Annotated in this window: 24 protein-coding genes; 7 read left to right on the top strand and 17 right to left on the bottom strand. The window is 56.3% G+C overall.

The window, feature by feature from the left end; genetic code table 11:
• Window positions 1–98 precede the first annotated feature (98 nt).
• Window positions 99–1,151, bottom strand: coding sequence for a LacI family DNA-binding transcriptional regulator (locus ACM6I0_RS07665; protein WP_414921917.1), 1,053 nt, complete (start codon window positions 1,149–1,151; stop codon window positions 99–101).
• On the opposite strand from ACM6I0_RS07665, the gene ACM6I0_RS07670 reads away from it, so the two are divergent.
• A complete protein-coding gene (locus ACM6I0_RS07670; protein WP_414922554.1) occupies window positions 1,099–1,383 on the top strand; it encodes a hypothetical protein in 285 nt (94 codons plus the stop codon). The two genes, ACM6I0_RS07665 and ACM6I0_RS07670, sit on opposite strands and share 53 nt — an antisense overlap.
• Window positions 1,384–1,568: 185 nt before the next feature.
• Here the strand turns inward: ACM6I0_RS07670 and ACM6I0_RS07675 are convergent, their stop codons facing one another.
• The 3 genes from ACM6I0_RS07675 to ACM6I0_RS07685 form a co-directional block, all read right to left on the bottom strand.
• Window positions 1,569–1,928, bottom strand: a complete 360-nt coding sequence (locus tag ACM6I0_RS07675; protein WP_414921918.1) for a DUF6124 family protein — start codon at window positions 1,926–1,928, stop codon at window positions 1,569–1,571.
• A gap of 564 nt (window positions 1,929–2,492) precedes the next feature.
• The gene (locus ACM6I0_RS07680) at window positions 2,493–2,810 is read right to left on the bottom strand and encodes a hypothetical protein (protein ID WP_414921919.1); all 318 of its coding nucleotides are present in this window, start codon (window positions 2,808–2,810) and stop codon (window positions 2,493–2,495) included.
• 3 nt (window positions 2,811–2,813) lie between these two features.
• Window positions 2,814–3,179, bottom strand: coding sequence for a hypothetical protein (locus tag ACM6I0_RS07685; RefSeq protein WP_414921920.1), 366 nt, complete (start codon window positions 3,177–3,179; stop codon window positions 2,814–2,816).
• An 811-nt stretch (window positions 3,180–3,990) separates the two neighbouring features.
• Here ACM6I0_RS07685 and ACM6I0_RS07690 point away from each other — a divergent pair.
• On the top strand, window positions 3,991–4,734 hold the full coding sequence (locus ACM6I0_RS07690) for a carbonic anhydrase (protein WP_414921921.1): 744 nt from the start codon (window positions 3,991–3,993) through the stop codon (window positions 4,732–4,734).
• Between the two features lie 64 nt (window positions 4,735–4,798).
• Here ACM6I0_RS07690 and ACM6I0_RS07695 read toward each other — a convergent pair whose 3' ends face one another.
• The 3 genes from ACM6I0_RS07695 to ACM6I0_RS07705 form a co-directional block, all read right to left on the bottom strand.
• On the bottom strand, window positions 4,799–5,512 hold the full coding sequence (locus tag ACM6I0_RS07695) for a hypothetical protein (protein ID WP_414921922.1): 714 nt from the start codon (window positions 5,510–5,512) through the stop codon (window positions 4,799–4,801).
• Window positions 5,513–5,756: 244 nt separating this feature from the next.
• Window positions 5,757–5,888, bottom strand: a complete 132-nt coding sequence (locus ACM6I0_RS07700; RefSeq protein WP_414921923.1) for a hypothetical protein — start codon at window positions 5,886–5,888, stop codon at window positions 5,757–5,759.
• A gap of 308 nt (window positions 5,889–6,196) precedes the next feature.
• The gene (locus ACM6I0_RS07705) at window positions 6,197–7,423 is read right to left on the bottom strand and encodes an MFS transporter (RefSeq protein WP_259156364.1); all 1,227 of its coding nucleotides are present in this window, start codon (window positions 7,421–7,423) and stop codon (window positions 6,197–6,199) included.
• A gap of 139 nt (window positions 7,424–7,562) precedes the next feature.
• Between ACM6I0_RS07705 and ACM6I0_RS07710 the strand changes: the two genes are divergently transcribed.
• The gene (locus ACM6I0_RS07710; protein ID WP_414921924.1) at window positions 7,563–8,471 is read left to right on the top strand and encodes a LysR family transcriptional regulator; all 909 of its coding nucleotides are present in this window, start codon (window positions 7,563–7,565) and stop codon (window positions 8,469–8,471) included.
• Window positions 8,472–8,480: 9 nt separating this feature from the next.
• Here ACM6I0_RS07710 and ACM6I0_RS07715 read toward each other — a convergent pair whose 3' ends face one another.
• Window positions 8,481–9,203, bottom strand: coding sequence for an SDR family NAD(P)-dependent oxidoreductase (locus tag ACM6I0_RS07715; RefSeq protein WP_414921925.1), 723 nt, complete (start codon window positions 9,201–9,203; stop codon window positions 8,481–8,483).
• A 255-nt stretch (window positions 9,204–9,458) separates the two neighbouring features.
• On the opposite strand from ACM6I0_RS07715, the gene ACM6I0_RS07720 reads away from it, so the two are divergent.
• Complete coding sequence (locus ACM6I0_RS07720) at window positions 9,459–10,403, top strand: GlxA family transcriptional regulator (protein ID WP_414921926.1); 945 nt, start codon at window positions 9,459–9,461, stop codon at window positions 10,401–10,403.
• Between the two features lie 87 nt (window positions 10,404–10,490).
• On the opposite strand, the gene ACM6I0_RS07725 is transcribed toward ACM6I0_RS07720, so the two are convergent.
• From ACM6I0_RS07725 to ACM6I0_RS07755, 7 genes are all read right to left on the bottom strand, one after another.
• A complete protein-coding gene (locus ACM6I0_RS07725) occupies window positions 10,491–11,702 on the bottom strand; it encodes an MFS transporter (protein WP_414921927.1) in 1,212 nt (403 codons plus the stop codon).
• Window positions 11,703–11,747: 45 nt separating this feature from the next.
• Entirely contained in the window at window positions 11,748–12,857 is a 1,110-nt protein-coding gene (locus ACM6I0_RS07730; RefSeq protein ID WP_285429444.1) for an alkene reductase, read from the bottom strand.
• Between the two features lie 91 nt (window positions 12,858–12,948).
• Window positions 12,949–13,668: a hypothetical protein gene (locus ACM6I0_RS07735; RefSeq protein WP_285429445.1), complete on the bottom strand. Its 720-nt coding sequence runs from the start codon at window positions 13,666–13,668 to the stop codon at window positions 12,949–12,951.
• Window positions 13,669–14,001: 333 nt separating this feature from the next.
• On the bottom strand, window positions 14,002–14,340 hold the full coding sequence (locus ACM6I0_RS07740) for a hypothetical protein (protein ID WP_285429446.1): 339 nt from the start codon (window positions 14,338–14,340) through the stop codon (window positions 14,002–14,004).
• 238 nt (window positions 14,341–14,578) lie between these two features.
• Window positions 14,579–15,343 (bottom strand): alpha/beta fold hydrolase, encoded by a 765-nt coding sequence (locus tag ACM6I0_RS07745; RefSeq protein WP_285429447.1) that lies wholly within the window; start codon window positions 15,341–15,343, stop codon window positions 14,579–14,581.
• A gap of 274 nt (window positions 15,344–15,617) precedes the next feature.
• A complete protein-coding gene (locus ACM6I0_RS07750) occupies window positions 15,618–16,724 on the bottom strand; it encodes an alkene reductase (RefSeq protein ID WP_285429448.1) in 1,107 nt (368 codons plus the stop codon).
• Window positions 16,725–16,960: 236 nt separating this feature from the next.
• Complete coding sequence (locus tag ACM6I0_RS07755; RefSeq protein ID WP_285429449.1) at window positions 16,961–17,716, bottom strand: SDR family oxidoreductase; 756 nt, start codon at window positions 17,714–17,716, stop codon at window positions 16,961–16,963.
• Between the two features lie 313 nt (window positions 17,717–18,029).
• Here ACM6I0_RS07755 and ACM6I0_RS07760 point away from each other — a divergent pair, with 313 nt between their 5' ends.
• Complete coding sequence (locus tag ACM6I0_RS07760; RefSeq protein ID WP_259156603.1) at window positions 18,030–18,917, top strand: LysR family transcriptional regulator; 888 nt, start codon at window positions 18,030–18,032, stop codon at window positions 18,915–18,917.
• Between the two features lie 2 nt (window positions 18,918–18,919).
• On the opposite strand, the gene ACM6I0_RS07765 is transcribed toward ACM6I0_RS07760, so the two are convergent.
• Window positions 18,920–20,140: an MFS transporter gene (locus ACM6I0_RS07765; protein ID WP_285429450.1), complete on the bottom strand. Its 1,221-nt coding sequence runs from the start codon at window positions 20,138–20,140 to the stop codon at window positions 18,920–18,922.
• A 230-nt stretch (window positions 20,141–20,370) separates the two neighbouring features.
• Here ACM6I0_RS07765 and ACM6I0_RS07770 point away from each other — a divergent pair, with 230 nt between their 5' ends.
• The gene (locus tag ACM6I0_RS07770; protein ID WP_285429451.1) at window positions 20,371–21,474 is read left to right on the top strand and encodes a Gfo/Idh/MocA family protein; all 1,104 of its coding nucleotides are present in this window, start codon (window positions 20,371–20,373) and stop codon (window positions 21,472–21,474) included.
• 138 nt (window positions 21,475–21,612) lie between these two features.
• Here ACM6I0_RS07770 and ACM6I0_RS07775 read toward each other — a convergent pair whose 3' ends face one another.
• A complete protein-coding gene (locus ACM6I0_RS07775; RefSeq protein WP_285429452.1) occupies window positions 21,613–22,017 on the bottom strand; it encodes a nuclear transport factor 2 family protein in 405 nt (134 codons plus the stop codon).
• A gap of 649 nt (window positions 22,018–22,666) precedes the next feature.
• Between ACM6I0_RS07775 and ACM6I0_RS07780 the strand changes: the two genes are divergently transcribed.
• Window positions 22,667–23,974, top strand: coding sequence for an OprD family porin (locus ACM6I0_RS07780; protein WP_285429453.1), 1,308 nt, complete (start codon window positions 22,667–22,669; stop codon window positions 23,972–23,974).
• Window positions 23,975–23,982: the final 8 nt, after the last annotated feature.

Genomic DNA, 23,982 nt, shown 5'->3' on the forward strand with positions numbered 1-23,982 from the left:
TGCTAAAAAAGGCCCCGTCGATAGAGCCTTTGAGCCGATACTACACTGATTGCGCAATCATTCAACCATGCGTTTGTCGGTAAAACAGATTTTTCAGGTCAGGTACTGGCGCGGTCGATGAGGGTGAAACCTGTGTCGATTCGCACAGGAGGATGACTGGCATTGGGTTGTTCAAAGCGCTCGAGCAGCGCCTCAGCCACTTGCAGGCCAATGTTTTTGCCATCGACGCTGACGGTCGACAACGATGGATAAACTTGTGCCGCGCTGCTCAAATCCCCGAACCCCATGACAGCGAGGTCAGAGGGCACATTCATCCCTCGGCTGGCGGCTTCTGCCAAAACGCCTTGTGCCACGGTGTCAGAGCTGCACACCACGATGTCGGGGCGAACGGGTTGCTCCAACAGCCGTCGTAGCCCTTCCCTGCCGACTTCGAGCGTGGCTGGCGGCGCCAACACTTCCATGGGGACTTCTTCGATGCCGTGGCGCTTCAACTCCGCGATAAGGCTGTTGCAACGGCGCAGCCCGCGAGGGTCACTGATCGTCACCACCGAGAAACGCTTGTAGCCCTTTTTCAACAAATGCCGTGCGGTCTCCTCCCCCACTTTTTCATGAGAGAAACCGACCAGCATATCCAGGGGCGCTTCGCTCAAGTCCCACGCCTCAACGACCGGAATACCCGCCTGAGCAAGGCGTAGCCGACTTGATTCGGTGTGAAGTGTGCCAGTCAAAACAATCCCGTCCGGACGCCGACCAAGAACCGCTTCAAGCAGATTTTCTTCCTGCTCGGCGGAGTAGCCGGTAAGACCCAGCAGGGTTTGGTAGCCCGCTTGGGTCAGGCGGTCCATCAATGATTGCACCGTGTCTGCGAAAATCGAGTTTGCGATAGTCGGCAGGAAAATCGCGACCAAACGGCTTTTATTACTCGCCAATCCCCCGGCCAGCATGTTCGGCACATACCCAGTCTTACGCACGGCTTCACGAACTTTTTCGCGAGTATCCTCGGTAACCAATTCCGGTCGATGCAATGCCCGGGAAACGGTCATCGGCGAAACACCCGCCACCTTGGCAACATCAATCAAGGTCAGGCTGGAACCCTTCTTGGCTGCTGTCACCGATGTGTCGGTGGAGGATGCTATTGATTTCTTTGCCATGAAGATTTCCGAATTTAAAGCTCAGTATCTGAAGCTGAGCGCCAAGCAGTCTGTATGTCAGCCGAATTTACCAAAGACCCACACAACATTCACGATACATGATCCCGCTCACTCGGATGGATCGGTAGCCGATCAGTTAGAAATCCGCGAGGGCATTGACGTCAGTGACGGTCGCAGTGGACCAAGCTGCGAGATCAACCTGATTCCAGGCACAGCAGCGATGACATCTTGAATACGGTTCACCATGCAGAAAAGGAGACGCCCATTAGCCGGCCTACACCCTTGTCGCAGAGAAAGAGGCGCTAAACAGGCGCGCAGGAGCCGAGACTTGCACCAAAAAAATCGGGGCGTCGAGCGCCCCGATTTTATGAAAACAGATAGATCGAAGGATGAGAAACCTGTCGCGAGGGACAGCGATTACGCAGGTGGCTCAATCCTGTCCAGCACCCGGTTCGCCGTGATCTCCGCCACCATGATGCTGTTCGAAATGCCCAGCAGCGCATAGCGCGACTCACCCTCCAAATGATCCACCAACTGATGAACCATCACATCGACCGACGCCAGCGTCTCGACCAGAAAAACCGCCAGGGTTTCGGCAGTGGCTTCTGGGTCAACGGAGAACAGCGTGCTGCGGATTCGCGGGGTGGCTTTGATGTCGGCGTTTGACGGGAAGTGGAAGTCGAGGGCGCGTTCGGCGGCTTCGTGGAATTTCTTTGAATCGGGTACGTATGGGGAGGTTGGGTCGGTGTCTGGTGGGTTTGGCGTTACTTTGAACATGCGCTTGCTTCTCTAATTGAGTGCCAACCCTCTTGCTGCTAAACGTGAGGGAGGCAGCTGTACGCAGGTTAGCAGACCGGGGAAGCTAGCAAAGCCGGCGCGCCCGAAGACGCCCTGCGCACAACCACCATCAAGTGCAAGCATGGGAATACCTGACTGACAACAGCTTGTGCAGCTTGCTTATAACCCCGGGCTGCTAAACCCGATCACTGATGGGCAGTGATACGAATCAAGTTACCGAGAGGCCAAAAAGCGCACAAGCCAGCGGATTCTGGTGCAGCCGTAGGCAACGGCGCAAGGTTTTGTAGCTTTCAGGACGTAACCTTGAGGGCATTTAAACATGCGCCTTCAGAATCTGTTGAAAACAGCCGATGTGCGCTTCCTACAGAAGGTGAATGCTTTAAAAGCTTCCACCGAACCATTGACGTATTTATAAGGGTGACCGACGCGGATGTATGGCGACTTGGTCTCTTGAATTAGCTGGCTATCGGCCAAAAGCAGTCAGTGACGATTGGCATGAACAAATCTTTATGAGTATGTCAGGACAAAAATTTCTCAATGCACTCAAAGAAACTTAGTTGAAGCATGATAAATAATTTTGAGCACAAACGAGATAATAACCAACCAAATCCCCCACATAACTAAAGTGGTGTCTTTTGGATTATATTCATCCACAGAAGCTTTTATAGCTTCTAGCTGAGCCTTCAAATCAGCATCCATCGGCGCGCCAAAATTTGAAAATTTTGCAAGCATCACTTTTTGCAAGTTATATAGCACCCGACGATGAATTAAAATTCGATAAGTCGGTGCTAGCAGAATGAAACCACTCGCAGCACCACAAATATCAGACATTACTTCAATGCTGCTTGCCCATCCAATCATGCTTCAATCACCCCTAACCAAGCTGGATTCAAGCAAAGCACGGTCAATTTCAACATCACACCTTACTGTGACCTTTAAGTTTTGACCTAGCAAACCAAAAACAATCTCACCAAGACTGTCTCCTTTCTGGAATTGCAATCCGTTCTCAACGGCAAGCTGCATCAGTATTTGCACTTGCTCGTGCCCTCCAACTAAATGATTTTTACGCTCTAAAAAGTCACGACTTGTTCGACTGCCACTCGATACATATTCAAGTGTTGCCCGCAGCGTATCCAGAACTGGGCGATTTTCAATGACAAAAATAGTCATGGCATCCCGCTCCGCTGGGGGAAGTACTTCGTCTAACGCTCTTTTTTTTATTTTGTTCATGCTCTGAACTCTTTATAGCGCTAAGGTAGCACACGATTGCAAGCCCTAATTTCAGGAGGGTCTTGCCCAATTAACCATCCTTTACAATCCACATCACAAAGAAGTACATCCCAGCAGCTATTGGGGCCTTCCGAGTAAGTCAAAGCTACGGTCTGCGCTGTTGTTGAACCAAATAGACCAGGTAGCCCATACTCTGCAACAAATAAGCGGCCATTAAGATGTTTTTCATTACTCTGGCGCAGTCCTGTCATATCTTTGGTTCTACAACCTGCTAGTGCTTCAAGCCAAGTCACCGTGGAAACCAATCGTTGCGTATAATTACACTGCGCCATTATTCGATTCCGCTCAATGTTCGCGTCAGGATGAATTGAGTTCGGGGCGCACATATACATCTCCTAATACACTCGATGAAACTTAACGTCGTCACGATAGAAAATTTAATTTTTTATCCAGAATAACGAAATCGCTCATAGCACAGAGCTTAGCCACTGCCAAAGCCGCCAAAATACCTTTTTGGAATAACACTTATAACGCCTTGCAACTTCCTTAGCTGATTATTTAAAAAAGGGGGCGGGTTTATTTTTCTAAACATAAACCCGCCCCCTTTTTACCTTTTTTAATTCAAAGCGCTGGCATCTTCACCTAGGGCCGCAACCTCACTTCCCTACTCCTTCTTGCAAAGCAATACGATAATCGCAGTGAATACCGAAAAAGACAAAATACGGGGGCATCAACTTGTCCGCTTTGCTTGCGAGTCTTTCCAGGGCTTCTACAGTTAATGGTTCCAATGCCACGATCCAGGAGTTGAAGAATGAAAAATTCTAACCCGCAGCTCCCATCCCGCCGCATGCTGCTCAAGCGCGGAGCTGCCCTTTCTGCATTAACGATTACTGGCATTGGAATGGCCGGGTTAACCGTGCCTTCAGTGTCTTTTGCCGCAGCGCTCAGCAAAGAAGAGCGGGATAAAATGACGCCGGATCAGGTCATTGAAAGCCTGAAATCTGGCAACCTGCGTTTCCGTAAAGGCAAAATGCAGCAGCACGACTATTTGGCGCAAAAGCGCGCCAGTCAAGAAGGGCAGTATCCGTCAGCGGTAATTTTAAGCTGTATTGATTCGCGTGCCCCGGCGGAAATCCTTCTAGATGCCGGGATTGGCGAAACGTTTAACTGCCGCGTGGCTGGCAATGTGCAAAACGAAGACATTCTCGGCAGTATGGAATTTGCCTGTGCTCTGGCTGGAGCCAAGGTCGTAGTGGTGATGGGGCATACCTCCTGTGGTGCGGTGAAGGGTGCCATTGCCAATGCCGAGCTTGGAAACCTGACTGGGTTGCTGAGCAAAATCAAACCAGCAGTTGATGAAACGGTATATGCAGGTAAGCGTACGGCTGACAACTATGAATTTGTCGATTCTGTTGCACGCACCAACATCAAGATGACGCTGGCCGATATCCGTAAACACAGCCCTACCCTGAATAAGCTTGAGCAGGATGGGAAAATAAAAATTGTAGGCGCTATCTATAAGCTTGTGGGTGGAGAGGTTGAGTTCTTTAGCTGAAAAAAAGGGGCCAGATTATTTTCCTAAAAAATCTGCCCCCTTTTTTCTCTAAGCTAACGAGTACTCAAAGCTGAGCATAGGCTGCGTCAAAATCACTGAGTGCTTGGTTTACCTTGTATCGAAGCATCAGAGATGCGGAAAGCTTCACCATCGCTTCGAACAGAACATGCCCTGATTGAATTTCACACTGTCCGACGCAACGCCCGGCATACTCGCCCGGTTCGTACGCGTAAACAGTGTAAAAAACTCTGCCAAACTCTCGATTTAACCCCGCTGTTATGCGTGTTACAGAACTATCCGTAGCGTCTAGGTCAGGGAGTGAAAACTCCAAGACGTCATCGAATGGAATGAACATAGCTGAAGCGGACATCACAAATAGACTCGCGATATCCAAAGCTTCCTCAACTTTTTCAAGCTCAGGTGTTGTGTACTCGTGCTCAAGAATATTTCGCATATCAACGATTTTGCGCAACAGTCTTGGCGCCAATAACCCAAGGGCCCTTAGTCGTTCGATCTTCTTCGGCACGTTCCATCTAAGTGAAGGATAGCCAAAAGAGATCAGCAACTGATCAAGCTGGCCGACAATGGCACGTTTCACATTAGTCGTTGCGTTGATAAGAGCCGACAAACCGCCCCGTTCAAAATCGTCCTCCGCCAAGGTCAAAAATTCGATTGGTGAGATTTTCAGCTCCGTCATTCCAAAACTACCACCGCCGGACGCTACTGCACATTTGCTCATATCGAATCCATGAGCGAGGCAAAACTCTTTGATATCCATCTCAAGACCCATCGGATTGACCGCTTATAAGCATATGGTAGAAATTAGTGTATCAGCGTCGACCGCGTGGATGATTCAGCCGATGCTAGTGGACAGCACGGAAGGTATTCGCCGTCCGGAGCTATGCAACCAATCAGCCTCCCGTGGATGCCGGGAGCCCTACCGGCAGCTATCAGCCAGAGGTTGCCGCTCAATAGTGTCTAGTCCTTACACCTGTTTCACCCCATCACCTCCCCCCAACGCCTTAATCAGCGCAACACTCGCCGCCAACTGTTGCGTTCTGCAACTCAAGCACACTGCGCTGGGCTCGCAGCGAAGCGGTCTGCGCCACCACCACATCAAGGTAACCGACCGCGCCTTGTTTGTAGCGGGCCATCGACAGGTTTTCCGTGTACTGCACAGCCTCTGCCGCCGCGTGCTGATCGTCCAGCCGCAGCGATGTCCGGACGGCTTTGCAACAACGCCGATTGCATCCCGGTGGGCACCGATGGCACTAGCATCGTGGTGGTTCGTTATTCAAGGCTGAAGGTCGACGCTAACGTGCCCACCAGCGCGGCGGTCGCATGCTCCAGCAAAGCGCGCTGCACCTGGTTCTGTTTCAGCAGGGATTTAGCCGAGGACAGTAGGAAAAAAGGGACGGACGCAGGAGCAGAGAGATCTACTCCTACAGATATCTGATTAGCCTTACCGCACCCCGACATCCGCGCTTGCCTGGCGGCGCGGCGCGCCGAGCCAGTGGATGGCCAACGCGATCAGCCCAAGCGCAATACCGAAGACCACGATGCCCGACCAGCCGTAGCGGCTCATCAGCCAGCCGCTGATGGTCACGCCCAGCGCACCGCCGAGGAAGGTGGCCGTCATGTACAGGCTGTTAATGCGGCCCTGTGCTTTGGGATCGACTGCAAAGGCGCGGGTCTGGTTGGACACCAGGCCCGACTGCACGCCGATATCGAGAACGATGACGCCGATCACCAGGAAAATAATCGAGGTCTGCGCCCCGGCGAGGAGCAGGAACGCCAGGGTAACGATGCCGATACTGGCCCCGATCACCGTTCGCGAACCCATCCGGTCAGTGGCGCGACCACCCAGTGAAGCGGCAAGCGCACCGGCTGCCCCAATGATGCCGAAGCTGCCTGCCCACGCGCTGCCAAGGTGCCAGGGACCATCGCTCAGGAGCGCAGCGAGATTGACCCAAAAGGCGTTGAAACACGCCCACAACAGCGCCTGGACAATCATTGATTCACGGATCGGCCGATTGTCGCGCACCAATGGCCAGAGCGACGCGAGCAGCTTTGCATAGGACAGGTTAGTGGTGGGCACGCCGCGCGGCAGGAGCATCGCCGCGGCGATAAACACCGGGATCATGAACGCGGCTTCCACGCCGTAGACCGCGCGCCAACCCCAGGCCGCTCCCACCACGCCGCTGATCGTGCGGCCAAGCAGAATGCCAACCATGATGCCGCTGACCACGGTGCCGACCGAGCGCCCGCGTTCTTCCGGCCGCGACATCACCGCCGCGAAGGGGACGAGTTGTTGGGGCACGCAACTGACGACGCCAAGGCCAAAGGACGCCGCAATCAGCGCCCAGATGCCGGGCGCAAACGCCGCCGCGAGACCGAATAAAAAGGCCACCGCGATCTGCCCAAGCACCAGCTTGCGCCGATCAAAACGGTCACCCAGCGGCAACAGAAAAGCGAGCCCGAAGGCGAAGCCGAGCAGTGCTGCGCCGGCGACGAGATCGACCGTCGTCAGGTCGAGCCCCAGGCCCGACGAGATCAACGGCAGGATCGGCTGAGTGGCATAGATGTTGGTGATCACCGCGCCGGCGATGATCGCCATCATGATGATCTTGCCGCGCGACGCTATCGCGGGCGCAGGGGAACTAGCAGATGTATCGGGCTGGCCGCTCACGGCGCTCTCCTTTCAATCTCCCCAGTATGTGCAGCGGGACGCCGCGGGCCGGAGGTTAGGCTTGAACCTTACCGACTCGCATTTATCAAGAGAATCCCATAGGATCGGGAAGCATCCTTCCAGTATTTGGTAGAGTCTGATGAGCCGTCTTGAATCCATGTCCATCCTCATCGCCGTCGTTGATGCGGGCAGTCTGTCGGCGGCAGCGCGTCGCCTCGGCATGCCCCTGACCACCGTCAGCCGCAAGGTGGCAGAACTGGAAGCGCATCTGCACACACGCCTGCTGCATCGGACGACGCGACAGCTTTCGTTAACCGAGGCTGGCGATTCCTACGTGGCGGCCTGCCGACGCATTCTCGAAGAGATTGGCGAAGCCGAACGCGCGGCGACGGGTGAATACGCCAGCCCTAAAGGCGAACTGGTGGTCACCGCCCCGGTCGTGTTTGGGCGCTTGCACGTAGTGCCAGTGGTGGCTGAATTTCTCGCGCACTACCCGGAGATAGACATCAACCTGGTGCTGACCGATCGCGTCGTGCATCTGATGGATGAACACGCCGATGTCGCCGTGCGAATTGGCGAACTGCCCGACAGCAGGCTGATGGCAACGGAAGTCGGAACCGTGCGCCGGGTTGTCTGCGCGAGTCCGGCCTACCTGGCAAGCCATGGCGTGCCGACCACACCGCAAGATCTCGCCGGGCATGACTGCATCACTTTCGAAGTCCTCGCGTCCATGCGCGCCTGGGTGTTTGGCACCGGCAAATCGGAGCAGTCCGTGCCGATGCATTCACGGCTCACCGTCAACGCCGCCGAAGCGGCTATCGCCGCAGCGATTCTTGGGGTGGGCGTGATCCGTGTGCTGTCCTACCAGGTCGCAGACGCAGTACGAAACAAGGAACTGAGCATCGTGCTCGATGAATTTGAATCAGCGCCCTTGCCCATCAACCTTGTGCACAAAGGACAAACGCCGCTGCCGTTGAAGCTACGCGCGTTCTTTGATTTTGTGACGCCGCGGTTGAGGGCTCGCACTTCGCGGGGAATGAGGCAGTGACGACCACGTTCAATGGAGCAGGTGTGCAGGCGCCACGATGCTGGACGCCCCCCCTACCCCGCTGAACAATTCCAGCCGGGCGGCCACGAAGGCATTCCATGCCACCCGATGGGCAAACGTCGGTAGCGAGATGGCTACTCCAGCATCAAAATCCTCCAGCGCTGCGTCCACGATGGCTACTGCACGCTGGTATCGGATCGGCGGTAACCCCGCATACAAAACGGCTTGGACACGCACGGCGACGTTATTGAAACGTTGTTGCAGCGTGTCGGATAGCGAGAGCAGAAAAGCGCTACTCGCCGATTCAATGGCAGCGCCGGAACTCGCTTCGAACACGGGCACCAGGTTGATCACTGTTCCGATGTCACGTTTTACAAAACCATTCGCCAAGGCATACGACAAGCACACGGGAGCCGTCACTCCCAAGGCGATTGTCGCCCTGATCTCATGCGCCTCAGTGATGTCGTGATGGTTGATCAGCAACGTGATGCTGGCGTCCTGGCTTAACACGCCCTCAATGCGGACCACTTCGGCAGACACTGCCAAATCCGCATTCAACACTTCAATCGACCGACCGCTGGAGTCAGTGAGCGTTGCAGCGAGTGTCATCAATTGCGGCCGATCAGCCGCAATCAAAATCAAGTCGTAACCCCGCTGTGCCAGTCGATGGGCGAACGCTGTGCCTATTGCGGTATCTGCGCCGGTTATAACGGCCGTGCCTTTATGAGACATGCGGTTTGCTCCAAAGGCGGGTGCATGGAATACGGTCAGAGTAGAGAGCGCCTTAGTGTGGGTAAAGGCCGTAAAACCATCGTTTTCGGCCTTCGCGCGCGCCTGCCTGACTGATTTACCCGGCACAAAACACTAACCCCCTGGCGAAATCGCGGTTCTGCTTGCAGTCCCGCGATTTTCGCGCATGCTTGCGTTTCGCATGTCAGCAGAATCCATGCCTCAAACCAGCGTTCAACTGGGCGAACGGGAGTCTTTATGCAAAGTGTGGCGTTAATCGTACGGCCCGATTTTCAGGTGATGAGCCTGGCTGCGCTTTCAGCTTTCGAGTTTGCCAACCTGGCTGCGGGTGAAAAACTCTATGACATCAGCGTGCTCTCCGAGCATGGCGGCCTGGTCGCCAGTTCGCTGTTCACGTCGGTCGATACGCAGCAGTTCCACAAGACTGAGTTCGATACCATCTTGATCAGCGGCGCAATGGATCGCAGTTCGGCGTCGAACGGTATTCACTCCTTTCTGATTGAAGCCAATGCCAATTCACGGCGAGTAGGCGCTTTGTGCGTCGGCGCTTTCGCGCTTGCCGAGTCCGGGTTGCTCGATGGGCGTCGCGCCACAGTGCACTGGGCTCGCGCCAAGGAAATGCGCGACAGATTCCCTGCAATCAAGGTCGAAGAAGATCGCATCTTCATCATCGATGGCAAGATCTGGACCTCGGCGGGCATGACCGCTGCGCTCGATTTAACCATCGGTATGGTCGAGAAGGATTACGGTGCCGCGCTGGCCCGGACCGTCTCGCAGCGGCTGGTGCTTTACCATCGCCGTGCGGGTGGGCAGTCCCAGCATTCGGCGATGCTGGAACTGAGTCCGAGCTCCGACCGCATTCAGCAGTCGCTGGATTTCGCTCGAAAAAACCTGCGTCGCGACCTTTCCGTAGAAGACCTGGCGGATGCGGCGTGCCTGAGCCCTCGGCAGTTCAGTCGAAGCTTTCGCGAGCAAACCGGAAGCTCCCCCGCCAAGGCCATCGAAAACCTGCGGCTGGAGGCCGCCCGATTGATGATCGAACAGGGACGTCTAACGCTCGAAGCGGTGGCCTCGGAGACCGGCTTTGGCGACCGCGAACGTATGCGCCGGGCCTTCCTGCGCGTATATGGCCAATCCCCGCAATCGTTGCGCCGGACCTTCGGTTCTAACGCCGACGTATAAGCGTCTATTTTTTCGCATCAGAATAACGGCGGCCATTGGCCGCCGTTATTCATTCTTGGAACGCTACTTTTTGAGCGTGCAGATTATTTAATTTGAAGGTTGAAGTTGCGGTGCAGCTCGGCGACCGGATGTGTAGGCCAGGATCAAGGCCGTTACTGTGCAGAGGGCGCTGACAAAGCCAAGGTTGGTCAACGAGCTGTAATGCAATGTCAGGGAGCCAAGACCCGCACCCAGCGAGAAACCGAGGTACATGAAGGAGGCGTTGAGCGACAACACCACCGGCGCGCTCGCAACGCCAGCCACGCCGACCAGCCTCGTTTGCTGGGCAGGATAAAAAGCCCAGTGCGCCACGCCCCAGGCAGCGATGGCGAGGACAACCGGCACAATTACAAACTGTTTATCGATAAAGTGCGGCGCCAGCGACAGGACGACGAACGCGGTAGTGGATGTCGCCAACGCGGGCAGGATCACTGCGCGCGGACCTTTGCGGTCTACCGTTCGGCCGCTGATGACCAGGCCGATTGCGGCGAAAACACCCCAGCCAAATAGCACGAAGCCTATCGCCGGGCCATTTATCAGGGTGGTGGCCTCCAACAGCGGCGCGAGGTAGGTGTAAGTGGTGTAGCTCGCCATCGCCCACAACGTAGTGATCAGCAGCGTATGCAAAACCGCAGGTTGAGCCGCAGTTGAAATGCGCTGGCGAAGGCTGGCGGTAGCGAGTCCGGTTCCTATCTCGCGTGGAAGGCCTATCAGCAAACCGGCAACGGCCAACGCGGCAATGATCGCGACGCTGCCGAACGTGGCACGCCAACCCATTGCCGCCCCCAGCACGGTGCCCGCCGGAACACCCAGGGCAATGGCGAGCGACAGGCCACCGTTGACGATAGCGATGGCGCGGCCACGCTGTTCTGGCGGCACGACCACGCTGGCCAGTGCGTTCGCACCGGGTACATACACTGCCGCCGCGAGCGCCAGCACCAGTCTCGCGGCCATCAAGGACCAATAGCCACTGGCCATGAAGGCCAGCAGATTGGCCACCGCAAATAACGCCATGGCACCGATCAGCAGCCTGCGCCGGTTCAGGTTCCCGGTCAGCGCCGCCAACACTGGAGAGCTCAGTGCATAGGCCAGCGCAAATACAGTGACCAACTGTCCCGCCGTGGCAACGCTGACGTCAAGATCCTTGGCCATGCCGGGAAGCAGGCCCGCGATCATGAAGCTTTCGGTACCGACGGCAAACGTGCCTAAGGCCAGCCAATATAGCGGCCGGTTGCTTTTGATGAATGGGGTTGCGTTCATGGTATTCCAGCTGTGGAAAGGTGAGTTAAGCCACCCGGGCCTCAATCAAGCCGAGGCTAGTGTCGGATAGTCCGTGTAGCCCACTTCGGCACCGCCGTAGAAAGTGTTGCGGTCGTACGCGTTCAATTCAGCACCGGATTTGAAACGAGCAGCCAGATCCGGGTTGGCAATGAACATGCGCCCGTAAGCGATGGCATCGGCATCCCCGGCAGCAATCGCTTCGCTGCCACTTTGCGCGGTATAGCCTCCCGCCGAGATCACCGGTCCTTTAAAAAGACGGCGGAATAATCGAGCGTTGTTGGCGACATCCAAACTCAGGTCGTCACCCAGGCCTACCGACGAAGCGCGAGGCTCGATCAAGTGCAGATAAGCGATGCCACGCTCGCTCAATGCCTGGATGACATAGCTGAACAGGTCCGTAGGGTTGCTTTCTTTCATGTCATTGAAATTGCCCGACGGCGACAGACGTACACCCACTTTGTCCGCGCCGATGGTGTGGGCGATCGCATCGACCACATTCAGAAGCAGGCGAGCGCGGCCTGCTATCGAACCGCCGTAGGCATCTTCACGCAGGTTGCTGTTGTCCTGAAGAAACTGGTCTAGCAGGTAACCATTGGCACTGTGAATTTCAACCCCATCAAAACCTGCGGCCATCGCATTTTCAGCGGCCTGACGAAAGTCATTGACGATGCCGGGCAGTTCATCGATGTCCAGAGCGCGCGGGGTTTCAAAAGGTACCAGTGAAAAATCGGGCGTGAACGCCTGTCCGTCAACCGGAGCCAATGCAGATGGCGCCACCGGCAACGCGCCCTCGGGGCTATAGGAAGAATGTGAAGTCCGCCCGCCATGCACGATTTGCGCAATGATGCGCCCGCCTTGAGCGTGTACTGCCTTGGTCACTGCGGACCATCCGGCCACTTGCTCGGCCGAGTACAGCCCCGGCATATTCGGATAACCCATGCCCTGCACACTGACACCTGTGGCTTCGGTAATGATTAACGCGGCTGAAGCACGCTGAGCGTAGTACTCGGCGCTCAGGGCTGTGGGTACGCCACCGGCAGCTGAACGCATGCGCGTCAGGGGGGCCATGACGATGCGATGAGGCAGTTGCAGCGAACCCAAGCGCAGGGGGGCATAAAGATTTTCGATGGACATGAGCAAGTACTCCGCAATAACTGAAGTCAAAAAGGGGTAATGAATTGCAGGCCCAGGACTTGGGTTTCACCCAGCGTGGCGGACGAGCCGATTAGCTGAAAATGAGGTTGTTGAAGTCCAGCGACACAAGCAAAGGCTCGGGGATTTTTTGCCCCGCTTCGTCGTAGGCGTAGATACGGCGCTTGGTCGGCATCATCAGCCCCTGTACCTCGCGGTAATCACTGACGTAGTTAGCGCCGGTAGCCCCGCCAAGAATGTCGACGGTGTAATCATGGCGACGCATCAGGCCATCGGGCCCGAAGTGGGTGATCTGCTTGCGGGTATGGCTCTCGATATGATCAGGAAAGGTGACTTCCAGACGCCGCCATACTTCGCCGTTTTCCTTCCATGGCTCGATCTCCCTGGATTCGAAGCCGGGGTAGGTGTAGAGAAAGGGCGACGTCAGGTAGGTCCACAACGCTTCGCTGGCAAAATAGGCCACATGCAGCAGGTCCCAAGGGCTTTCCAGGGTTTGACCAACGAAGGCGTCGGCGGGCTGGTCGCGTTGTTCGACGATGATTCCATCGAGGGTTTGCAGGGTCAGTTGACCCGGTAGGAACACGCTGCGTTGGTTCGGTCCGGCGAAAGGGGTGATGCTCAGGCGCTGGGCCTGGGTCTCGATATCCAATTCTTTATCGAACAGCTGACCCGGCTGCTGCTTGAGGTGCCAGATAGCACCATCGATCGAAACGTTGGCTCGCAGTTTTGCGAAGCTATTCCAGCGATCCAGGCCACCGTGGGCCTCAACGGCGAAAGCGAGTAGATCATTCATCAGGCGTGCTCCGAAAAGAGGTTTTATATCGATGCGCTAGGGTTGCGCCGGACCGGCGACTCAGCGTGCGGCGCGAAGCAACAGTCAGTGATAACTTCTGGCCGAGGCTCATCGTGAGGAGTGCGGAACTTCAACCGCTCTGCGCTGCTCATGGGAAGTATCTTGGGCTGTATAGATTTGGGACATCGGTCGAAAAACCGTCATTTCAAGCCATTGTGCGTTGACCGAAAATGGCGTTTTTTTGGGCGCGTGCCAAAGCCCCGCAGCGACCACAAATGTCGCTGAAACGAGAGGATCGAAAGGGATGGAGACTAACGCCGCTGTGACGCGGCCTCAGGCGGTAAGGCCCTGACAGCTGAATTCCATCCGGTAGACAAACGATGAGCGCAGATAACCGATAAGCGCCTGCAAGGGGGCCGATTCAAAGTGCTCGGCCATCGCCAGAGGACAACTCCAATCACCCTGAATCAGCAGGGTGTGACGGTCGGCGGGATCCAGGGCGAGTGCATAACGAGAGCAGTTCGGTAGTACAGCCATGCTGTCGATAAAACCGCTGATCTGTTGGGCGAGGTCGGACGGGCTTGCGCGCCGCAGCTCAACAACGATGAGGTGACTCGCCTGGATCTGCTGACCAGCGTGTGGCGCGTCGTTATTCTGAAGATGAGTGGTCATCGGTTAGCTCCTGCTGTCTGTTGTCCATGATCGGTATCGGCACCGGACTTCCCCGGCGCATTGACCGGTGTTGGCCGCACCATTTCCCTACCCTCCTCTTCCCGGTGCCTCACAGGAGCCAGATGTCTTGCAAGTGCGCCGGGGGCCATGAGGGCCAGCGGTCTGCCACACTGCAAGATTGCCCTGCTGCGTTTGCAACAGGGCCTTGAAGGGGCATCCCGAGAGTGACGTGGGCCTGTTACTTTGGCAGGGCTGCCAACGCCGCTTTTTCGATCACCGCAGCCACTTCTTTCGGGTGCGAGATATACACCGCGTGGCTGGATTTGACTTCTGTCACCTGAGACCCGGCACGGGTATACATGAAGCGTTCCAGATCAGGATTTATCGCCCGGTCCTGGGTAGCGACGATGGCCCAGCTCGGCTTCGACTTCCAAGCTGGCGAGGTAATCTTCTGGCCGAAGTTGGCGCCGTTGGTCAGCACTTGAGACAACGCCATAAAGTGGGTGAGTTTTTCCGGCAGGTCGGCGGCGAAGTCGGCGCGAAACTTGTCCGGCGCCAGGTAAACGAAACCGTCCGCCGTCGGGGTAATCGCAGTCGAGGCCGCTGGCATTTTGTGCAGCAATTCGCCCGCCGCTTCACCCGCGTCCGGGGCGATACCCGCGACGTATACCAACGAGGCAACCTTCGGATCGGTACCGGCCTGGGTGATCACCACACCGCCATAACTGTGTCCGACCAATACCGCTGGGGCATCCTGCAAGGCCAGCGTACGCTGGACCGCTTTTACGTCGTCATCCAGCGAGGTTTCCGGTTCTTGCACGACCGATACATGAAAGCCGTCCTTTTCCAAAATCTCCGTGACACCACGCCACCCGGAGCCGTCGGCGAAGGAGCCGTGTACCAGCACAACGTTGTGGATCGCGGTAGCGGGCGTAGCCGCCATGGCGTAGCAAGACGCAACGGTGGAAGTTGCCATTAACAGTGCAGCGGATAAAAACTTCATCGATGCTTCCTTTTATCAAGTGTGGGTTAAAGATGTAGCGTGCGTGTTCACGCAGGCGCGTCGAGCGATGACGCTGAAGACAAACGCCCCCGAAACTCACGTTCTTTGTTGCTGTGGCATGGGTCCATATTAGGGAGCGGGAGCAAGGCTCACAGGACGAAATACCGGCATTTCGAGCCATGTTTTGTCCTTTTTTGCCGGGCTCACCAGAGCTTGTGTACAAACAAAAAAAAGCCCCCATAAGGGGGCTTCGTTTGGGCGCTCAGCGAAGACGTTACGCAGTCGCTTCTTCTTTATAGAACTCGTAGTCGGTGTAACCCACCTCGGTACCGCCAAAGAAGGTCGGACGGTCATACGCGTTCAACGGCAGGTTGTGGCGCAGGCGTTCCGGCAAGTCCGGGTTGGCGATGAAGTGGCGACCAAAAGCCACCAGATCGGCGTCGCCAGCCTGAAGGATGGCCTCGGCGGATTCGCCGTCAAAGCCACCAGCGGCGATGATCACGCCTTTGTAGTGTTTGCGCATCAGCTGGGCAGCGACCGGTGCCGGGTCGGCATTTTCGTCCTCGATGTTGCCCAGGATGCGCGGCTCGATCAGGTGCAGGTAAGCCAGGTTCAGCGGCGCCAGTTGTTGCGCGACGTAGGTGAACAGGCCTTCTGGATCGCTGTCGCCCATGTCACCCCAGGTGCCACTCGGACCGACACGTACTGCCACGCGATCACTGCCCCACACCGAAATCAGCGCGTTGGTCACTTCCAGCAGAAAGCGTGCGCGGTTTTCGAACGAGCCGCCGTACATGTCGGTGCGCTTGTTGCTGTTGTCCTGCAGGAACTGGTCGATCAAATAGCCGTTGGCGCCATGCAGTTCCACGCCGTCAAAACCGGCTTTCACGCCACGCTCGGCAGCGGTGCGGAAGTTTTCTACCAGGCCTGCAATCTCTTCGATGGTCAGGGCGCGGTTCGGGGTATTGGGTACCCAACCTTCGGTGGTGTAAGCAACGCCACCGTGCAGGACTTCCGATGGGCCGACGGGGATGCTGTTTGCAGGCTGCACGTCGACATTGGATTGGCGACCGGCATGATAAAGCTGCAGAAAGATCTTGCCGCCTTTAGCGTGCACGGCGTCAGTGACGTGTTTCCAGCCCGCGATCTGGCTGTCGTCGAACAGGCCCGGTGCGCCGAGATAGCCGTTGCCGTTTGGCGCAGCGATGGTGGCTTCACCGATCAGCAAACCGCCTTGCGAAGTGCGCTGGGCGTAGTACTCGGCCATCAAGGCGCCAGGACGAGCGCCCTCTTCGGCACGCATGCGGGTCAGCGGTGCCAATACAATGCGGTGGGCGAAGGTGAACCGCCCGACTTTAACTGGGGAATGAAGTTTGGACATGGTTGCCTCGATTGAAGTGTATGTGTAGAGCCATTGGATATCCGCCCGGGTCGATAGCCATGTGGGCTTTCGGGGTTGGGGCGCTTGGCATCAGTAAAGGTGATTTTCCGGAGTGGATAAATGGGCCGTGTTTCCCAACACTTCGGACTTTTTGGCTGTAATGCTGGCGATCATGGAGATCGAACTGTCGATGTCCGGACAACGGCGCCCGCACTGATGCAAGCGCCGCAGGGTCCTTACTGGGCGTAGAGTTCCGATACCTGTGTGTTGAACTCAGTGACAAAGGCGTGTTCATCCGCCCCGGCATTAGCGCGCATTGGCTTGGCCCGCTCGACCAGGATTTCCACCGCGTCCGTGCCCAGCACCGCTATCGTCTCGGCAATGAACTCATCCAATGGCATCGCCAGTTCCACTTCGGAGCTGTTCATCAACTCGGTACGTACCCATGGCGGCGCGATTTCCAGCACCTTGACCGAGGTATCGCGCAGCATGAAGCGTTGTGACAATGCGTAAGAATGCAGCGCGGCCTTGGTGGCGCTGTAAACCGCCGTCAGCGCCATGGGCACGAAACCGAGTACTGAAGAGGTGTACGCCACATAAGCGTCATCGGCTTTCTTGAGGTGCTCGATCAGCGCCGATGTCATGCGAATCGGGCCCATCAGATTGGTGGTAACGGTCGATGCCAGCAGTTCGTCATCCACCTGGCCGGCCGCCGTGTCCGGCAACATGATCCCGGCGTTATTGATCAGCACGTTGAGCTGCGGGAATTCGCTGATCAACTGTTTCGCGACCGCGGTAATACTGGCCGGATCGGTAATATCCAGTTCGACTGCGTGCATCCCCGGGTTGGCCGCAACGACGGCTTCCAGATGGCCTTTGCGCCGACCTGAAATAATCACCTGGTTGCCCAGTTTGTGCAGTGCTTCGGCCAGCCCACGGCCAATGCCAGAACCGCCGCCGGTGATGAAGATGGTGTTTTGAGTCAGTTTCATGAGTAAGTCCTCTGAGATTGCGGAAATGCAAAGCGTGAATAAATGAGGAAAAGGGCGGGTTGCCCGTGCTGTGAATACAGGGGCTATGCTAGGCGCGAACTTAGAAGCTCATGGGTCGAAATACCGACGTTTCAGGCCATTCGCCGGCTGCACGATTGGCAAACTCAAATGCAGAGCGTGCAGCCAGACTGGGACGTCACGTCAGGTTCATGAAAGTTAACGGCACCCATGAATAGCCGATGTCCCTTCACAATCTCCCCGCCCGCCTCTACTCTGCATCAACCCTCCCTCCGCACCGAGCACACTTCAAATGATGGACAGCCTCAGCGGCATTACGGCCTTCATTCATGTGGCCGAAACCCGCAGCTTTACCGAAGCCGGTCGACTGTTGGAAATCTCCTCATCAGCAGTGGGCAAGAGCGTGGCGCGCATGGAAGAACGCCTGGGTGTGCGGCTGTTCCATCGCAGCACCCGCAGCGTCACCCTGACCACCGAAGGCGAGCTGTTCCTGGACCGCTGCAAACGTATCCTCAGCGAAGTGGAAGCGGCAGAAATGGAGCTGCTTGAGTTGTCCGCCACACCGCGCGGCAAGGTGCGTATCAGCGTGCCGATTCAGAACGTGTTGATCATGCCGGTGCTGGCCGGATTCATGCGCGCCTACCCGGACATCGAACTGGACGTGGACATGTCCGACCGCATGGTCGATGTGATCGAGGAAGGTTTCGACGCGGTGATCCGCACAGGCGCACCGCAGGACTCGCGGCTGATGGCGCGCAAGTTGGGCGGCTACCAATTGCAGTTGGTGGCATCGCCGGCGTATCTGGAACGCCATGGCGACCCGACGCACCCGGACGATTTGATCCGCCACGTGTGCCTGCTGCACAAGTTTCCAGCCACGGGAATGATCGAGCGCTGGCCGCTGCGCGTCGGCGACACGCACATCGAGCCGAACCTGACGCGGGCCTTGACTTGCACCACGATGGACCCGCTGACATACCTGGCGATCGATGGGGTGGGGATTGCCTGCCTGCCGGATTTTTCGATCCGTGAACCGTTGGCCGACGGCAGGCTCAAGGTGGTGTTGGAGGATTACACCGACCACACCGGCAACCTGTGGATGCTCTGGCCTGCATCGAAGCAGACAGCACCGAGGTTGCGAGTGTTGATCGACTTTTTCAAAGACAACATTCTGAAAGGCTGAAATCAGCGTTGCAGTGATTGGGCTATCGGAGTCTTCTGGATGCCGAAACTGAGCATCACCGCCAGCCCGAGCAAACCGATGCCAGCGCCCAGCCAGAGAGCCGACGGCACACCGGCATGATCGACCATCAAACCACCGAAAAGTGAACCTGAGGCAATGGCAACCTGAAAGGTCGTGACCAGCATTGCCGAACTCGCTTCTGGCAGTTGGGGTGATGTCAGTTGCATCCAGCTGCTCACGCCCAGAGGGATCGCACCGTATGCGATGCCCCACACCAATACCGCCAGCGACACAGCCATCCCCTGCAACTCAGGCAAGGCCAACTGCGCTGCCACCATCAGCAATACCACGGCGCCCAATGAGGCACGTAAATGGGTGGTGATGGTCCCGGCCATCGCAAAATTCGCCAGCATGCCGACCAGGCCGAAACCCAACAGGATGGCGGTGATGGCCGTTGGTGAGAAGCCAGCGTCATGGCCAAGGAACGGTGCAATGTAGGTGTAAGCCGTAAAATGTGCCGCCACCACAGTGCCCAATAACAACATGCTGCGGCGGGCATTACTGCGCGACAAAAATGCCACGAGCGCGCGCCACTTCAGGCCTTCGCTGGAAGGCAATGACGGCAAGGTCAACGCTTGCGCAATCAGCGCCAGCAACGCGAGCCCTGCTGTCACGGCAAAGGACATGCGCCATGAAAACAGCGTGCTGACAAACGTCCCGAAAGGCACTCCGAACACCGTTGCCAGGGTGATCCCTGCGAAGATCAACGCCGTGGCCTTGGCTGCCTTCGACTGGCTGACCAACCGCCCCGCCGCCGCAATGGCCACAGCCCAAAATCCCCCTAGCGCAACACCGAGAAGCCCGCGCCCCAACAACATGACGGCCAGTGAAGGAGCCAATGCCGACACCACATTGGAAGCCACCAGCACCAGGGTCAGCAGCAGCAATAAGTGACGCCGGTTCATACGGCCCGCGCCCAGCATGATCGCCGGCGCCGACACCGCGGCGACCACACCCGGCACGGTGACCATCAGCCCTGCCACACCTTCGGTGACGCTGAGGCTGTTGGCGATCTGGGGCAAGACGCCGACCGGTAGATATTCAGTAGTAACAAAGGCAAATGCGCCAAGCGCAACGGAATACACCGACAACCAATCGCGTGAGGAAGACGCTTGCTCCTGAGGCTGCGCAGAAGCAGCAGGTATTGCGTGTGAATCGTTCATGGGATAGCTCCACAGAAATGAGTGGCGCCATGTTAGGTATCGAGCAGTCGACGAAAAACAGGGCGCAGCTCCAATCACTGCGGATCAATCACTCCACAATCAAACGATTCACACCGTCCATTAGCGCCATCCGTGTCCGAAGTGTTCTGCCCTCTGGCCGGTTTTTCCCCACGCGCTCACTCCATAGACTCCACCTCGACAAACATTCATTACCTTGCGAGGACTTTCCCATGACAACCAAACACTCACCGATTCGCGTCGGCATTATTGGCGTAGGCAACTGGGCACGCCATGGCCACCTGCGCGTGCTTAACCTTTTGCCGCAGTATCATTTGCAGGCGGTCTACAGCGAACGGCGTGAACGTGCTGAAGCAGCGGCCGGCGAGTATTCAATCTCCGAGGTGGCCGACTCGGTAGAAGCACTGGTCAATAACCCCGAAGTTGATTTGGTCGTGGTGCTCAACACCGCGCCCCAGCACGAAAAAACCGTGCGTGCCGCCATTGCTGCCGGCAAGGATGTTTATTGCGAATGGCCATTGACGACGACCACCGCTGACTCCCAGGAACTGCTGCAACTGGCCAACAAGGCAGGCGTGCGTCACATCGTCGGTCTGCAACGCCGCCATGCACCGCACAACCGTTACCTGCAAGATCTGCTGCAACAAGGTTACGTCGGCAAAGTACGTTCAGTGCGGATGCATGTCAGCATGAATTACTTCCAGGCCGTGCGACCCAATGCGCTGCGCTGGACCGCACCGGAGGAAAACTTCTCCAGTGTGATTGCAATCTATGCCGGCCATTTCCTCGACATGCTCTTCACGGCGACTGGCTGGCCGCTCAGCGTGTCAGGCCTGATGGTCAGTCAGTTCCCACAGGTGACCATCAAGGAAACCGGCGAAGTACTGCCGAGTACAGCGCCTGACCAACTGGTGCTCAGCGGCATGCTGGAGGATGGTGGCGTTGTCTCGATCCACATTGAAGGCGGCAAGCGGAACGGTTCCGGCGTGCAAATCGACATCACCGGTGATCAGGGCGACCTGAAAATCAGCAACCGTTCGGCGTTTGGCGATGTGGGCGACGACTATGTCATCGAGGGTGCGCATGGCGATAACCTGACGCTGGAAGTATTGCCGCTGCCTGAGAATTATCAGCGCCTGCCGGCCTCGTCATTACCGTCCGCAGTGCTTGAACTGGCAGAGCTCTATCACGTATATGCGCAGGATGTTGCCGAAGGCACCCAGGCGGCGGCGACGTTCAACGATGCATTGCGTCTGCATCAGTTGCTGGATGCGGCAAAGAGCGGGACTCAAACTCCCCTCAATTGGATCGCGTAACGACTGATGCCTGTGAAAACGCTCGATATTGAACTATCGAGCATGAAACTTCGTTGGCGCAACCGGGGCGGATACAGACTCGCCCCGCAGCGCCAATTAATCTCAGGGGTCATTATTGGTTCATCGCAGAACCGTCTCTTACTCAACCGAATCCGGGAAACGTGCGCCGAACATCGGTAGGCCGCTGGCTGAACTGACGGTGGTGGCCTCGTCCTGGAGAACGTCCCAGTGCTCGACCAGAATGCCATTTTCCAGACGCACGATATCCACCGCGATGAGCGCGGCAGGATGACCATTGTCAGAGAAACGACCGTGAACCATCACTTTGTCACCTTCCGCCATGATGACACCGGGTTCGTAAGTCAATGTATCGGGCAGGCTTTTGATCAGGTCAAACAGCCCCTCACGCCCAGGTGCGATAAGGGCACTGTGCTGAATGTAGGCAGGAGACCAATACGCTTCGGCAGCAACGTAGTCGCGTTTATTGAACAACGTATCAAAAGCTTCAAGCACGATGGATTTGTTCTGCGTTTCAATAGTCATGATTGTTCCTTTCTCGATGAGATTAGTTGGTGAGGGGACGGCTTGACCGGTGCTGGTTATCTACCGTGCACTCGGACTGTTGGTGCCATGCATCCTAGCTCGGCGGATTTGACTGCATAGGTCGAAAAACCCGCATTTCTTGCCATACCCTTTGGGCGGCAGCGGATCTCGATCATTGCGGCGTGACCGGCAATTGTGTCGGGTCCCCGTCCTAAAAATCAGACGATAAGATAAATTTTCAGACCCCAACGCAGAACTCCATCTCCCCTGGCAAGGCGCTCCCTGCGCCTTTCTCACACACTCGGCTCTAACGCTATCGCGCTGCATAACAAAAAGAGCCGCGAAAAAAATGACCAGTTTCCCATCTGCTACCGAAAGCCAGACAGGCCATATCGGCGCCCATCAGACCCGTGTCGAGGACGCAGCATTGTTGCGTGGACTCGGCTGCGCCTGTTTCTGGCTATTGTTGATTGACGAACTAACCGCTGGGCCACTAGATCATTTATCTAAATATGCCTTGAGCACCGTCTAATCTATTTAAATAAATAAGTTAATTAGCTGTTCAGCGCCTTCATCGCATAGTTGCGATGAGCTGGAAGATTTTGTGTTGCTTCTATTACTTGAAAACAACAAATGGAGCGCTATATAAGTGACTAGAAAAAAATTTGCTGCAAGTTCGGTGTTTCTTGGTCTCACCCTGAGTGCCCAGGCGCATGCTGAGTTCCTGAGTGATAGCAAAGCCACTTTGGGAATGAGAAACTTCTACTTCAATAATGACAACCGCGATGGCATTGCCGCCCCTTCCAAAACCGAAGAATGGGCGCAGGGTTTCATGTTGGACTTCAAATCGGGCTATACCGATGGCATGGTTGGGTTTGGTGTCGATGGCCTGGGGTTGCTGGGGGTTACCCTGGACAGCGGCAAAGGACGGCACGCTGGCAGCACCATGATGCCTTCTGACAGTGACAACCGTGCCGTCGATGAGTGGAGCCGGCTGGGGCTGACCGGAAAAGTCAAAATGTCGAAAACCGAACTTCGCTACGGCACCTTGATTCCGAAACTCCCCATTCTGGTCGCCAACGATGGGCGCGTGCTTCCACAAACCTTCGAGGGCGGTCAAATCACCTCGAGCGAGTTCAAGGGGCTGACCTTGACTGGAGGTCGGATCGAACATGCGACAGGACGTGGTTCGAGCGATCAGACGGGGTTGGCCGTTGCTGGTGGTACCCGTGAAAGTAATCAGTTTGACTTCGCCGGGGGCGATTGGAGCGTCACCAAGGATCTGACAGCTCAGTACTATTACGCCAACCTCGATAACTACTATACGCAGCATTTTTTTGGATTAATTCACACCCTTGCCCTCTCGGACAATCAGTCCCTTAAAACCGACCTGCGCTACTTCAAAACTGACTCGTCCGGTGCAAATAGCTCCGGTACGTCAGGCTACAGAATGAGTGGCTACACCAAAAACGGTGATGGAGAGATCGACAACCGTACCTGGAGTGCCGCGTTGATTTATACGCTGGGTGGCCACGCAATTACCGCGGGTTACCAAAGTGTGTCGGATGGCAGCAACTTCACTCAACTCAATCAGGGTAGCCTGGTAGACAAGGGCGCCGGTGGAGCAAGCCTGTATCTGTATACAGACCGCCTGATCCAAACTTTCACCCACGCAGGCGAGCGCACAGCTTTCGGTCAATATGCTTACGACTTCGCCGCTCTGGGTGTCCCTGGCCTGAAAGGCTCGGTCATGTACCTCTCCGGCGATAATATTAAAACTACGTCAGGCGACAACCAAAAGGAATGGGAAAGAGACATTAGCCTGGACTACGTCCTTCAGTCCGGAGCGCTCAAAGGCGTCGGGTTCAGTTGGCGTAACGGCAAGTCCAACAGCGAAGCGTCTCGTAACGTAGATCAGAATCGAGTTTTTGTAAGCTATAGCATTCCGCTTTTCTAACGAGTGTC

The sequence above is a fragment of the Pseudomonas sp. IT-P294 genome (assembly GCF_949767865.1).
GTDB lineage: Bacteria > Pseudomonadota > Gammaproteobacteria > Pseudomonadales > Pseudomonadaceae > Aquipseudomonas.

Excerpts from the sequence above, each read along its gene's own strand:
- ACM6I0_RS07665 (WP_414921917.1), bottom strand. The coding sequence starts at position 1,151 with ATGGCAAAGAAATCAATAGCATCCTCCACCGACACATCGGTGACAGCA.
- ACM6I0_RS07675 (WP_414921918.1), bottom strand. The coding sequence starts at position 1,928 with ATGTTCAAAGTAACGCCAAACCCACCAGACACCGACCCAACCTCCCCA.
- ACM6I0_RS07680 (WP_414921919.1), bottom strand. The coding sequence starts at position 2,810 with ATGATTGGATGGGCAAGCAGCATTGAAGTAATGTCTGATATTTGTGGT.
- ACM6I0_RS07685 (WP_414921920.1), bottom strand. The coding sequence starts at position 3,179 with ATGAACAAAATAAAAAAAAGAGCGTTAGACGAAGTACTTCCCCCAGCG.
- ACM6I0_RS07690 (WP_414921921.1), top strand. The coding sequence starts at position 3,991 with ATGAAAAATTCTAACCCGCAGCTCCCATCCCGCCGCATGCTGCTCAAG.
- ACM6I0_RS07695 (WP_414921922.1), bottom strand. The coding sequence starts at position 5,512 with ATGGATATCAAAGAGTTTTGCCTCGCTCATGGATTCGATATGAGCAAA.
- ACM6I0_RS07700 (WP_414921923.1), bottom strand. The coding sequence starts at position 5,888 with ATGGCCCGCTACAAACAAGGCGCGGTCGGTTACCTTGATGTGGTGGTG.
- ACM6I0_RS07710 (WP_414921924.1), top strand. The coding sequence starts at position 7,563 with ATGAGCCGTCTTGAATCCATGTCCATCCTCATCGCCGTCGTTGATGCG.
- ACM6I0_RS07715 (WP_414921925.1), bottom strand. The coding sequence starts at position 9,203 with ATGTCTCATAAAGGCACGGCCGTTATAACCGGCGCAGATACCGCAATA.
- ACM6I0_RS07720 (WP_414921926.1), top strand. The coding sequence starts at position 9,459 with ATGCAAAGTGTGGCGTTAATCGTACGGCCCGATTTTCAGGTGATGAGC.
- ACM6I0_RS07725 (WP_414921927.1), bottom strand. The coding sequence starts at position 11,702 with ATGAACGCAACCCCATTCATCAAAAGCAACCGGCCGCTATATTGGCTG.
- ACM6I0_RS07730 (WP_285429444.1), bottom strand. The coding sequence starts at position 12,857 with ATGTCCATCGAAAATCTTTATGCCCCCCTGCGCTTGGGTTCGCTGCAA.
- ACM6I0_RS07735 (WP_285429445.1), bottom strand. The coding sequence starts at position 13,668 with ATGAATGATCTACTCGCTTTCGCCGTTGAGGCCCACGGTGGCCTGGAT.
- ACM6I0_RS07740 (WP_285429446.1), bottom strand. The coding sequence starts at position 14,340 with ATGACCACTCATCTTCAGAATAACGACGCGCCACACGCTGGTCAGCAG.
- ACM6I0_RS07745 (WP_285429447.1), bottom strand. The coding sequence starts at position 15,343 with ATGAAGTTTTTATCCGCTGCACTGTTAATGGCAACTTCCACCGTTGCG.
- ACM6I0_RS07750 (WP_285429448.1), bottom strand. The coding sequence starts at position 16,724 with ATGTCCAAACTTCATTCCCCAGTTAAAGTCGGGCGGTTCACCTTCGCC.
- ACM6I0_RS07755 (WP_285429449.1), bottom strand. The coding sequence starts at position 17,716 with ATGAAACTGACTCAAAACACCATCTTCATCACCGGCGGCGGTTCTGGC.
- ACM6I0_RS07760 (WP_259156603.1), top strand. The coding sequence starts at position 18,030 with ATGGACAGCCTCAGCGGCATTACGGCCTTCATTCATGTGGCCGAAACC.
- ACM6I0_RS07765 (WP_285429450.1), bottom strand. The coding sequence starts at position 20,140 with ATGAACGATTCACACGCAATACCTGCTGCTTCTGCGCAGCCTCAGGAG.
- ACM6I0_RS07770 (WP_285429451.1), top strand. The coding sequence starts at position 20,371 with ATGACAACCAAACACTCACCGATTCGCGTCGGCATTATTGGCGTAGGC.
- ACM6I0_RS07775 (WP_285429452.1), bottom strand. The coding sequence starts at position 22,017 with ATGACTATTGAAACGCAGAACAAATCCATCGTGCTTGAAGCTTTTGAT.